Source organism: Paenibacillus sp. FSL K6-1558 (assembly GCF_038002565.1).
Taxonomy (GTDB): Bacteria; Bacillota; Bacilli; order Paenibacillales; family Paenibacillaceae; genus Paenibacillus; species Paenibacillus polysaccharolyticus.
This window is the reverse complement of sequence record NZ_JBBOCV010000001.1, coordinates 3,798,861-3,811,474: the sequence shown is the minus strand read 5'-3', so window position 1 is coordinate 3,811,474 and position 12,614 is coordinate 3,798,861. Positions and strand designations below refer to the sequence as shown.

8 protein-coding genes and 3 rRNA genes are annotated in these 12,614 nt (G+C 48.0%); 1 reads left to right on the top strand and 10 read right to left on the bottom strand.

Going from position 1 to position 12,614, the window contains the following annotated elements; all coding sequences use genetic code 11:
* Positions 1-75 precede the first annotated feature (75 nt).
* The 6 genes from holB to MHI38_RS16360 all read right to left on the bottom strand — a co-directional run bounded on the left by holB (position 76) and on the right by MHI38_RS16360 (position 5,338).
* Positions 76-1,047 carry a DNA polymerase III subunit delta' gene (holB, locus tag MHI38_RS16385; RefSeq protein ID WP_090924594.1) on the bottom strand — a complete coding sequence of 324 codons (972 nt, stop codon included), beginning with the start codon at positions 1,045-1,047 and terminating at the stop codon, positions 76-78.
* Between the two features lie 9 nt (positions 1,048-1,056).
* Positions 1,057-1,500 carry a YaaR family protein gene (locus MHI38_RS16380; RefSeq protein ID WP_090924593.1) on the bottom strand — a complete coding sequence of 148 codons (444 nt, stop codon included), beginning with the start codon at positions 1,498-1,500 and terminating at the stop codon, positions 1,057-1,059.
* A 354-nt stretch (positions 1,501-1,854) separates the two neighbouring features.
* Positions 1,855-2,184 (bottom strand): cyclic-di-AMP receptor, encoded by a 330-nt coding sequence (locus MHI38_RS16375; RefSeq protein ID WP_047914178.1) that lies wholly within the window; start codon positions 2,182-2,184, stop codon positions 1,855-1,857.
* 62 nt (positions 2,185-2,246) lie between these two features.
* Entirely contained in the window at positions 2,247-2,894 is a 648-nt protein-coding gene (gene tmk, locus MHI38_RS16370) for a dTMP kinase (protein WP_154892099.1), read from the bottom strand.
* Positions 2,895-3,184: 290 nt separating this feature from the next.
* Positions 3,185-4,963, bottom strand: coding sequence for an aminotransferase class I/II-fold pyridoxal phosphate-dependent enzyme (locus tag MHI38_RS16365; RefSeq protein ID WP_308723513.1), 1,779 nt, complete (start codon positions 4,961-4,963; stop codon positions 3,185-3,187).
* Between the two features lie 189 nt (positions 4,964-5,152).
* On the bottom strand, positions 5,153-5,338 hold the full coding sequence (locus MHI38_RS16360; protein ID WP_090924590.1) for a sigma factor G inhibitor Gin: 186 nt from the start codon (positions 5,336-5,338) through the stop codon (positions 5,153-5,155).
* A gap of 412 nt (positions 5,339-5,750) precedes the next feature.
* Between MHI38_RS16360 and MHI38_RS16355 the strand changes: the two genes are divergently transcribed.
* The gene (locus MHI38_RS16355) at positions 5,751-6,275 is read left to right on the top strand and encodes a hypothetical protein (RefSeq protein WP_090924589.1); all 525 of its coding nucleotides are present in this window, start codon (positions 5,751-5,753) and stop codon (positions 6,273-6,275) included.
* A gap of 293 nt (positions 6,276-6,568) precedes the next feature.
* Here the strand turns inward: MHI38_RS16355 and MHI38_RS16350 are convergent, their stop codons facing one another.
* The 4 genes from MHI38_RS16350 to MHI38_RS16335 form a co-directional block, all read right to left on the bottom strand.
* Positions 6,569-7,009, bottom strand: coding sequence for a hypothetical protein (locus tag MHI38_RS16350; protein ID WP_090924588.1), 441 nt, complete (start codon positions 7,007-7,009; stop codon positions 6,569-6,571).
* 230 nt (positions 7,010-7,239) lie between these two features.
* A 5S ribosomal RNA gene (gene rrf, locus MHI38_RS16345) occupies positions 7,240-7,356 on the bottom strand.
* A gap of 148 nt (positions 7,357-7,504) precedes the next feature.
* Positions 7,505-10,431, bottom strand: a 23S ribosomal RNA gene (locus MHI38_RS16340).
* A 333-nt stretch (positions 10,432-10,764) separates the two neighbouring features.
* Positions 10,765-12,320: ribosomal RNA gene (locus tag MHI38_RS16335) — 16S ribosomal RNA — on the bottom strand.
* The 16S, 23S and 5S rRNA genes sit together here, the layout of an rRNA operon.
* Positions 12,321-12,614: the final 294 nt, after the last annotated feature.

Sequence of the window (12,614 nt, the reverse complement as noted above, 5' to 3'; positions counted from 1 at the left end):
AGCCCTGACTTCTTATGGAACCCGCCGAAGTTATAACCGTTTGCATAGGATTGGAACTCACGCGATCCTCCACTCTTATGCCAAACCGATCAAAAATTGCTCCAGACAAAGCTGGCCATTGACATTAAAACGCAATTTTTTTCTGCATGCCGCGGCCAAATCCATATAGGAGACCCACTGCTCTGTGCTGCGGGTATGTGCCAACTGAGACAGCATGTCTAACTGATCTATAAAAACGATATGTTCATGCCTACCATACTGAACATACAGCATGTCCCTAAACCACAAATGGAACAAACTAAGCAGCATGTCCAGGTGTTCCGAGAGTCCTGTTTTGAAAAGCTTCTGCTGTGCCGAGATCAAAGATGTACTTCCTCTGCCCAGGGACTCCTTCCCTAATTGTAACATTACGTTTCTAATTTCTGCAAACCAATTCTGCTGGAGAATTTCTCTACATGCTTCCAATCCTGACGCTAAATGGACGGCAGACCGTGCAAGATTCGCAGGATAACCTTCCTCGATCAACGATTGAAGCATTTCCTCCGGATTCAGTGCACTGAACGGCACCATCTGAGAACGTGAGCGAATGGTAGGCAACATGGCTTGTCCATTATCTGTAATCAGAATTCCAACCGCCGGAACTTGAGGTTCCTCCAGAAACTTCAACAAGCTGTTTGCCGCTTGAACCGTCATTTTCTCAGCTTGCTCTATAATATATACTTTGGGATGTCCCGCCTCTGAACGGTAAGAGAAAATGCGTTGCAAATCCCGAATCTGATCTATTTTAATGTTATTTCCATCCGGCGCAAGCATCGTCAGGTCTGGATGGTTTCCATGTTCTACTTTGCGGCATTCAAGACATTGCCCGCAAGCGTCATCCTCAAGCTCTGTGCAGAAGATTGCCTTGGCAAACGCCATTGCTGTCTGTAACTGCCCACTTCCAGATGGACCGCTAAACAAATATGCATGACTGATGGCCTGACGTCTCAAACTGCTCTGTAACAATTGCTTGGCTGCCTGCTGACCCATAATCTGTTGAAAGGACATACTTCCTCCTCAGAAGCTTAAATTAATAAGCATTCCCCGAATTTCTCCTACTTGTTGCAAAAGAGAGATTTTCCCCTCTTCTGTATCCAGTAATTCATCTGCCATAGATAACAGAGCAGAGTCAATCTCATCAATAAGCTTATATCGTTTACCCCTGCCCCGGCGATCCCAACCCCTTGTCTCTTTCATAGATACACCACGGCGGACCGTCTCTTCCAGAAATCTTTTGACAAGCTGTTTATATGCTTTCAGTTCACGAATCGTCATGGATCGAGCCAAACGATCACCCTGAAGCTGGATTTCGCTTAATCGGCGGTTGAGCTCTGCTTGGGAAGCACGTTCTCCCTGGTGATTCATCATATCAGAGAAGTTTTTGGATTGAACCGGCTTTGAGCCTGAATCATTCGTATTGATTCCAGTCTGTAGCGGTCTGAATCCAGGATTGATTTTCATGGACACGCCTGCTTTCTATCATCGTTAGGCCAATCGCACATCAGCACAGAGCGCATTGCGCCTGTGCGTAAGATGGACCTTATAGGTTGAGATATACTGTATATATAATGGTAGAAAGATAGTCTTATCTACGATTGTATTCTAAGTCGCCTCTCCCAGAAGAAGCATATTATTTCGGAATAAAGTCTCCTTTGGGAGAGAGTGTGCCGGTTCTTGTCATCAAGAAGGGCGCTCCATAAGTGGCACGTATGCATACCGGATACGTCCTTTTACATCCTTCGTTATCATCATGCAAGATGCAGTCATGCTATCGATAAATGAAAAACACTCATGGAGTTCATCTGCGAAACCGGATTAGAAATGCTCGAAACGATCTACTGGAAGAACAAATACAGTTGCTCCACCAACTTGGACCTCAACAGGCAGCGGCAGGTAAGAGTCGGTCGTTCCGCTCATCGGTGTAACCGGAGTTACAAGCTGTTCACGAACCTTACAGCTGCTGCGAATGACATTCATAACGGATTCGACTTGACTATCATCGACACCGATCATAAACGTCGTGTTGCCTGCCTTCAAAAATCCACCGGTACTGGCAAGCTTGGTTGCCCGAAAATTCGCTTTGACCAATGCGCTGGATAATCGGTTGCTGTCTTTATCCTGTATAATCGCAACAATCAGTTTCATCCTGCATAACCTCCTTTATAATAAGCACTTCTAACAACATGCCCTGTCTATATATTAGACAATTACTCGTCAAAATCCTTCAAAATCCCGGCTTCTAGCGACAAAATCATCGCTTTCTCTACCTCATCCGGGGCCTGTGAAGCATCAATAACTTGGATACGCTCCGGAAACTGTTTCTGAAGCAAGAAGTAAGCTTCACGTACTTTGCGATGGAATTCCAGGTTCTCCAGATCAAGACGATTGACTTCACGACCATCATGAGCTTCAATTCGGCCAAGCCCCTGTTCTGGCTCAATGTCCAGATAAAGTGTCATGTCCGGCATCAGATCTCCAATGGCAAAACGATTGATTGCCCATACATTCTCAATTCCGAGGCCTCGAGCATACCCTTGATAGGCCAGGCTACTATCTACAAACCGATCACAAATCACGGTTTTGCCAGCTTCCAGTGCAGGCTCTACCTTCTCCGCCAGATGCTGACTGCGTGCCGCAGCATAGAGCAGTGCTTCGGTTCGTGCATCCATCGCCGTATGAAGAGGATCGAGGATGATACTACGTATTTTTTCTGCAATCTCAATTCCGCCAGGCTCTCTTGTGACTACGTAGGGTATACCCCGTTTTTCAAAATACGAACCGATCCTGCCGATCATCGTTGTTTTCCCCGATCCCTCTCCTCCTTCCAGCGTAATGAATTTACCTCTGCCCTGCATATGCTTCCCTGCTTTCTGTATTCATTGCTGCATCCATTCATGGCTATTATGCATGTGCCTAGACCCTCTTGCTTCAAGATATGATTTCCTTCGCCCAGAGGTGTCTTGTTAAACAACTGCATTTAATAACACAAAAATAAACCAAGCTAGTTTTTCTTTCTATCATACTATAAGGTGGCTTTTCCTCCAACATGAAACGTTAGTCCTTTTTCAACCATACGACTTAGTTTCAAGCCCCCCCTTGTCATGAAGCAGGGCACTGCTCGCTGGGAGCTACAAGATTACTTTTTCTATGACTCAGGTTTCATGACTTTTATTTTCTGATACATATGATCTGAGATCCCCTGAAATTTGGCTCCTCCATCGCGTAGAATTCGAATTCGCTCAGCAATCTTTGAACTTATTCGCTCGCCGGGATACACCAGTGGAATACCTGGAGGATATGGAATAACCATCTCCGCCGACCGATATCCTGCGCAGTCTTCGATTGGAACTACGATCGTATCCCTCTCTATTATCGGTTGCAGGGAGAAAGCAACAGGCTCTGATAAGCGTTCATGATCTTCTATAATGTTCCACGTGGAAACATAGATTGGAGGATCAGTCTGAGTTTGAGAAGCCGTCCTAACAGGCGCAGTTGACTCCAGTGAATGCTCTAGCTTGTAGGCAACGTTAATATGCCGTAAAGCCTGTAACACATGCTCCGCATCCTGCAATGTGGAGCCAAGACTGAAGAGCAGGACGACGTACCGTTCGTCGCTCATCTCTGGCACGCAGCCGCAAGCTTCCAGCTGTTGCTGCAGCCCATAACCGCTCAGTATCCCTGTGTCGTCATATATGAGGACCTTGAATGGGTCCTGAGCGGTGTATCCTTGGCGGCCAGGCAGCGCCGTCGGATTTTCATTGCCGTAGGCCGGCTCCTGTTGCAGCGAATCCGCAGGCTGCAACAACTGGAAGCGCGGTAGCTCCGCGAGACCGCGCTTCAATGCCTTCACGGCAGCAAGCCCTGCCGTGAAGGCATCGGCGCCGTGCACATGCAATAGCCGGCGCGATAGATCAAGCGAAGCCATCACCGGGTAGGATGGGCTTGAGCTTTGCACCATGGCCAGACGTTGCTGAAGCAGGGGCCGATTCAATCTCGGCCCCTGAATGTGCAACATGGCTCCCATGGTGAATGCGGCCAGCATCTTATGCGTCGACTGCACTACACCGTCCGCTCCGCAGGACAGTGCAGACACAGGCAGCTCCGGATGCTGCCCATAATGGGCGCCATGCGCTTCATCCACGAGTAGTGGCATGCTTGCCTCGTGGCAAACCTCGACAATGGGCGTCAGATCCGCACCCATGCCATAATAATTTGGCAACGTGACAAATACACCCTTTGCCTCAGGATACATCTGGACAGCAGCCTGAACCGTCTCAATGGACGGCATGACAGCAAGTCCAGATTCAGGGTCAACCCACGGCTCCAGAAATACTGCCCTTGCGCCAGCTAACATCAGTCCATGAATAACCGATTTATGTACGTTACGCTGCACCAGCACAATACTGCCTGGCTCATCACAGATCGTTAGTAATAAAGACAGGTTGCCTGCTGTACTTCCTCCAACTAGAAAGAAACTTTCCTCTGCACCAAAACAATCCGCCGCCAAGTCCTGTGCTTCCTTGATCACTCCCTCAGGATGGTGAAGATCATCCGTACCCGTAATCTCCGTAACATCCATCTCCATCATGTCCAGATAAGCACGTACGGGTACAACATGTCTGGATTGATCTGTATCCTTCAAGGAATAATCTGCCGAAAAAACAGTCTGTTCTCCCTCTTTTACATTTTCCTCCTGTCTCCTTTGTTCTCTTCCTAAAATATCCCCGGTTTCTGTATGATCTACTATCCCTTTTTGCAGAGCATCTTCTGTCCCCTCGGATTGATTCATCCATTGATGATAGACTTGTCCATTTTTATGTCCTGGCACATGAAATGAACGCTGCTTCGAATCACGATATGCGAGCAATGCTTCATATAATGGAGCCCTTTTTTTTCCTACACCTGATGTATTATGTTCATTCATAAGATATCCATCCTGTAACTGTTATTTTCGTAAAACATGCATCTCCATTCTTTATTTCAGCATACGCTTTCTGCACAAGTCAGACAAGGTAGTCCCCTCTCCAACAAAAAAAGGCCTCTCGGGCCCCTATATAATCATTCATATTGATCATATAAATTTCTAACTTCACAGTGAAGCATATAACGTCCTTTAAGCGTTCTTTTGCACCCAAATCTGTTTCATCTGATGAATAAAAAAGTTATACTTCGCATCCTGGGCATCGGTGTGAACCATCTCTGCTTCACAAGCATCACATATGAATTCAGATACAATAAAAATGCCTTCTCTCTTCCGTTGCTCGCAAATGATACATGTGTGTTCGGCATGTTCTTCCATGAACCATCCCACCTTGTTTTACGTTTACTATCAGTATTGCACAGTTTCTATTATTTTAAACATTTTCATAGTGCTTTCTTTCTATAAAATATATATATTCGCCTATCCCTTAATAGGTGTCTGTACAGAAAATATACATAGTACTGTCCCAAGTCACGTTTATTCTTGACCCTGCAACCTCTCCCGCTTCCATGAAACAACAAGGGATTTCTTCATGCAGATTCAAACTGATTCAAACTACGATATAATAACCTTAAAAAAACTTGGAATTTCAGCCGATATATAAGATATGATAACGATAACAAAATCTTTCTGCGACAATAATTATTTCATCAACACCTTTATCTTTCCATACATATGTATACACCAATCTATCACGTACTCGTAAATTTGAAGGAGGATTTAAAATCGTATGATCGCCGAACCGGAGAATAAGGCAACCTTTTATCAGTATCGCCTTCTGAAAAAAAAAGCTATCGCTCGTAGCGTTATATACAGCTACCTGTGTCTACCTGTTATCATGCTCATCTTTAATCTGCTTGCCTTCTCCTGGAACGGCCTCTTCTTCTTTTTACTGGCAGGGCCGATTACCGTCTGGATCCATTATGTCATTGCCAGAACTATATTGTTACTCGTTCGCACCTCGTATGCCAAGCGTTGGCACTGGAACTTGCGTATGCCTTGGTTTGGATATATACCAGATCAGCACTTTAGTTACCGCATGTTTGTCCGAGTTCACCTGAATATGAGCTGGATTGGATTGTGTATCATTACCGTGTGCATGCTATGGTCTCCAGTCTCATTCACGCTTTCCCTTATATTCTGGCATCTGTGGTTACTCGGACCTCGCTTATACGTAATACTCATTCTATCTCGTGGACGTAAAGACGGTCTTATTAAATTAAATGATCAAGATGTCTCTTATTACTTACAGTAAAAAATAGTTCTATTCGTTGTCCTTCTCTGAAAAGGTTATCCACAGTGGATAACCTTTTTATTCTCTCCTCTCTTCTATCCACAAATATAAGTGTGTTCATCCTTATCCATTTTGAATGATTACTCAGCTCCGCTAACTCACTCGAGCCTTCAATATAACTTATATCTAACAAAATTCGCATGTACTGGAATCTTTCAACTTGTAGTAACACAAAAAAAGCCCTCATCGTATTGATGAGAACTTCACTTTATAAGAACATCACAATGTTAACTCGTACGCTTTCAAACAATACGTTAGTTCTCTTCTTCCAGTGACTTTACTGTCGTCTGGGTCGTTTCATTTCTGGGAACCATTAACGTAAACGAACCATCATGCACAGCCAACTGTACAATATGGCCATCCTTTGAGAAAACATGAACGTTACTTGAAGCATTCGATGAACGCTTTGCTTGCCTTTCTGTCCAACCCCAACTTTTAATCTCGTTAAGATATACCTCAGGCAAACTTGTGCTTTCACTGATTCCAGACAACGTATATCGAACATAATCCATATCCGAATTGTTTTCGGACTGGTCAGATTTATTTGCTACTTTGGGTACAGGGAAACTCTTTTCGTTAACTGCACCTTCATATGAGATCCATACAGATCCTGAAGCTTCACCGCATCCTGCAAGAACAATTACCAGACAAAGCAACAGAAGCGAGTGGAGTCCAACTCTCCGCCAACTTAACACACACACCCTCCTTTTCACAGCTGCACAATCCAGCTCTTCGGTCAGGTACTTTTAGCATATTTAACATAGTCCTATTATACTGGTTTTATCCCTGCCATCCGTAACAAAAATGTTACCTTCCCATAACGAAGCTGTCAGAGCTTTACGCTTTGATAGGAGCTATCTCTTATACTTTCATATAAATGAACAAAATAAAAACCACCACCGAACATCATCGGCAGTGGTTCTTTGCTTGGCGGCGTCCTACTCTCCCAGGACCCTGCGGTCCAAGTACCATCGGCGCTAGAGGGCTTAACGGTCGTGTTCGGGATGGGTACGTGTGGAACCCCTCCGCCATCGCCACCAAACGCGATTGGTCGAAGCATAGCTTCTTCCATATCAATCAGAACTGAAAATCATACACACATTCCGTGATGTACCGATTTTCACTTCATTCAGAGTGTTGTTCTCTGAAAACTAGATTCGAAACGAAACGCACGCGATCAAAACTTGCTATTGGATAAGCCCTCGACCGATTAGTACTGGTCAGCTCCATGCATTACTGCACTTCCACCCCCAGCCTATCTACCTCGTCGTCTTCAAGGGGTCTTACATACTGGGAAATCTCATCTTGAGGGGGGCTTCACGCTTAGATGCTTTCAGCGCTTATCCCGTCCGTACATAGCTACCCAGCGGTGCTCCTGGCGGAACAACTGGTACACCAGCGGTACGTCCATCCCGGTCCTCTCGTACTAAGGACAGCTCCTCTCAAATTTCCTACGCCCACGACAGATAGGGACCGAACTGTCTCACGACGTTCTGAACCCAGCTCGCGTACCGCTTTAATGGGCGAACAGCCCAACCCTTGGGACCTACTTCAGCCCCAGGATGCGATGAGCCGACATCGAGGTGCCAAACCTCCCCGTCGATGTGGACTCTTGGGGGAGATAAGCCTGTTATCCCCAGGGTAGCTTTTATCCGTTGAGCGATGGCCCTTCCATGCGGTACCACCGGATCACTAAGCCCGACTTTCGTCCCTGCTCGACTTGTAGGTCTCGCAGTCAAGCTCCCTTATGCCTTTGCACTCTTCGAATGATTTCCAACCATTCTGAGGGAACCTTTGGGCGCCTCCGTTACTCTTTAGGAGGCGACCGCCCCAGTCAAACTGCCCACCTGACACTGTCCCCGCACCGGTTTACGGTACCAGGTTAGAACCTAGATACGATCAGGGTGGTATCCCAACGGTGCCTCCACGCAAGCTGGCGCTCACGCTTCAAAGGCTCCCACCTATCCTGTACAGATCGTACCCAAATTCAATATCAAGCTGCAGTAAAGCTCCATGGGGTCTTTCCGTCTTGTCGCGGGTAACCTGCATCTTCACAGGTATTAAAATTTCACCGGATCTCTCGTTGAGACAGCGCCCAAGTCGTTACGCCATTCGTGCGGGTCAGAATTTACCTGACAAGGAATTTCGCTACCTTAGGACCGTTATAGTTACGGCCGCCGTTTACTGGGGCTTCGGTTCACAGCTTCGGGATTACTCCCTAACCACTCCCCTTAACCTTCCAGCACCGGGCAGGCGTCAGCCCGTATACTTCGCCTTACGGCTTCGCACAGACCTGTGTTTTTGCTAAACAGTCGCTTGGGCCTTTTCACTGCGGCCCCCTCGTGCTATTCACACTACCGGGGCACCCCTTCTCCCGAAGTTACGGGGTCATTTTGCCGAGTTCCTTAACGAGAGTTCTTCCGCGCGCCTTAGAATTCTCTTCTCGCCTACCTGTGTCGGTTTGCGGTACGGGCACCTTCATCTGGCTAGAGGCTTTTCTTGGCAGTGTGAGATCATGACCTTCGCTACTGTAATTTTCACTCCCCATCACAGCTCAGCCTTACGGTTAGCGGATTTGCCTACTAACCAGCCTTACTGCTTGGACAGGCATCCATCAGCCTGCGTCACTACCCTACTGCGTCCCCCCATCGCTCGTAACGATTTACGGTGGTACAGGAATTTCGACCTGTTGTCCTTCGACTACGCCTTTCGGCCTCGCCTTAGGTCCCGACTTACCCTGAGCGGACGAGCCTTCCTCAGGAACCCTTAGGCTTTCGGCGGATCAGATTCTCACTGATCTTTTCGTTACTCATACCGGCATTCTCACTTGTATAATGTCCAGCGCTCCTTACGGTACACCTTCAACCCTTATACAACGCTCCCCTACCCCTGATGCAAGCATCAAGCCATAGCTTCGGTGGTGTGTTTAGCCCCGTTACATTTTCGGCGCAGAGTCACTCGACCAGTGAGCTATTACGCACTCTTTCAATGGTGGCTGCTTCTAAGCCAACATCCTGGTTGTCTGTGCAACTCCACATCCTTTCCCACTTAACACACACTTGGGGACCTTAGCTGATGGTCTGGGCTGTTTCCCTTTTGACAATGGATCTTAGCACTCACTGTCTGACTCCCGGAAGTAAGTCTATGGCATTCGGAGTTTGACTGAGCTTGGTAACCCTTGCGGGCCCCGCACCCAATCAGTGCTCTACCTCCACGACTCTGTTTTCCGAGGCTAGCCCTAAAGCTATTTCGGGGAGAACCAGCTATCTCCGAGTTCGATTGGAATTTCTCCGCTACCCCCACCTCATCCCCGCATTTTTCAACATGCGTGGGTTCGGGCCTCCAGTGCGTGTTACCGCACCTTCACCCTGGACAGGGGTAGATCACCCGGTTTCGGGTCTACGTCCACGTACTCATTCGCCCTATTCAGACTCGCTTTCGCTGCGGCTCCGGCTCTTCACCTTAACCTTGCACGGGAACGTAACTCGCCGGTTCATTCTACAAAAGGCACGCCATCACCCCTAAAACGGGCTCTGACTTTTTGTAAGCACACGGTTTCAGGTTCTATTTCACTCCCCTTCCGGGGTGCTTTTCACCTTTCCCTCACGGTACTGCTTCACTATCGGTCGCTAGGAAGTATTTAGCCTTGGCAGATGGTCCTGCCGGATTCATACGGGGTTTCACGTGCCCCGCACTACTCGGGATCCGTCTCGGAGGGAACAGACTTTCAATTACAGGGCTTTTACCTTCTTTGGCGGGCCTTTCCAGACCTCTTCGCTTAACCGGTTCCTTTGTAACTCCATGTGAGACGTCCCACAACCCCAAAGAGCAAGCTCTTTGGTTTGGGCTTCTCCGCGTTCGCTCGCCGCTACTGACGGAATCACTATTGTTTTCTCTTCCTCAGGGTACTTAGATGTTTCAGTTCCCCTGGTATGCCTCTACTTGCCCTATGTATTCAGACAAGAGTAACTGGATATTACCCCAGCTGGGTTTCCCCATTCGGACATCCCCGGATCAAAGCTTGCTTACAGCTCCCCGAGGCAGTTTCGTTGTTCGCCACGTCCTTCATCGGCTCCTAGCGCCTAGGCATCCTCCGTGTGCTCTTAGTAGCTTAACCATTGCGCTCGTGTTCGAGCTGTCACTTCCCTTGGTTTGCTTGCGCAAAGCCAAAAGTCGTTCCATTTCGATCACTCGCTCCAGCAATCTACCTTATAAAACACTTCACTTGTTTACACAAGATCAGCTTAAAGGAATGTTCTAATTCGCGTTTGTTTCGTTTCGATATCTAGTTTTCAAAGAACAAATCGTTTCGTTCGGGCCGTTCACGGATGTGTCGGTCGAATAAACGAGAAGTTTGAGAGTTTGAGCTCTCAAAACTGAGCAACGAGTGAGTGGTTTGCAGCTGAGCTGCATATTTGAATGTTTCCACGCGGGAAACGATTCTCCATAGAAAGGAGGTGATCCAGCCGCACCTTCCGATACGGCTACCTTGTTACGACTTCACCCCAATCATCTATCCCACCTTCGGCGGCTGGCTCCTTGCGGTTACCCCACCGACTTCGGGTGTTATAAACTCTCGTGGTGTGACGGGCGGTGTGTACAAGACCCGGGAACGTATTCACCGCGGCATGCTGATCCGCGATTACTAGCAATTCCGACTTCATGCAGGCGAGTTGCAGCCTGCAATCCGAACTGAGACCGGCTTTGTTGGGATTGGCTCCATCTCGCGATTTCGCAGCCCGTTGTACCGGCCATTGTAGTACGTGTGTAGCCCAGGTCATAAGGGGCATGATGATTTGACGTCATCCCCACCTTCCTCCGGTTTGTCACCGGCAGTCTATCTAGAGTGCCCACCCGAAGTGCTGGCAACTAAATATAAGGGTTGCGCTCGTTGCGGGACTTAACCCAACATCTCACGACACGAGCTGACGACAACCATGCACCACCTGTCTCAACTTTCCCCGAAGGGCACCTAACGCATCTCTGCCTCGTTAGTTGGATGTCAAGACCTGGTAAGGTTCTTCGCGTTGCTTCGAATTAAACCACATACTCCACTGCTTGTGCGGGTCCCCGTCAATTCCTTTGAGTTTCAGTCTTGCGACCGTACTCCCCAGGCGGAGTGCTTAATGTGTTAACTTCGGCACCAAGGGTATCGAAACCCCTAACACCTAGCACTCATCGTTTACGGCGTGGACTACCAGGGTATCTAATCCTGTTTGCTCCCCACGCTTTCGCGCCTCAGCGTCAGTTACAGCCCAGAGAGTCGCCTTCGCCACTGGTGTTCCTCCACATCTCTACGCATTTCACCGCTACACGTGGAATTCCACTCTCCTCTTCTGCACTCAAGTCACACAGTTTCCAGTGCGATCCGGGGTTGAGCCCCGGGATTAAACACCAGACTTACATGACCGCCTGCGCGCGCTTTACGCCCAATAATTCCGGACAACGCTTGCCCCCTACGTATTACCGCGGCTGCTGGCACGTAGTTAGCCGGGGCTTTCTTCTCAGGTACCGTCACCTTGAGAGCAGTTACTCTCTCAAGCGTTCTTCCCTGGCAACAGAGCTTTACGATCCGAAAACCTTCATCACTCACGCGGCATTGCTCCGTCAGGCTTTCGCCCATTGCGGAAGATTCCCTACTGCTGCCTCCCGTAGGAGTCTGGGCCGTGTCTCAGTCCCAGTGTGGCCGATCACCCTCTCAGGTCGGCTACGCATCGTCGCCTTGGTGAGCCGTTACCTCACCAACTAGCTAATGCGCCGCAGGCCCATCCCCAAGTGACAGATTGCTCCGTCTTTCCAGTTCTCTTCAGGCGAAGAAAACAAGTATTCGGTATTAGCTACCGTTTCCGGTAGTTGTCCCAAGCTTGAGGGCAGGTTGCCTACGTGTTACTCACCCGTCCGCCGCTAACTATCAGAGAAGCAAGCTTCTCTTCAAGTCCGCTCGACTTGCATGTATTAGGCATGCCGCCAGCGTTCGTCCTGAGCCAGGATCAAACTCTCCAATAAAGATGAATTTCGTCAGCGTCGTTAAACGCGGTGAAACTCATCGGGGTATTGAAAAGAGCGATAAGCTCATTTTGAATCTGACGAGATTAAAAATCTCATTTGTGTTCCAGTTTTCATACAGCCAGATGGCATGTACCAAAAACCTTCACGTCATTCTGCAAGCAGAATGTTTACTCACTCGTTGTTCAGTTTTCAAAGATCAAACATATTCAGTCACCGTCAGTCATTCGCTTCAGTAACTTTTATATCATATCATTTCCGAACCAACTTTGCAAGCACTTTTTTTAAGTTTCT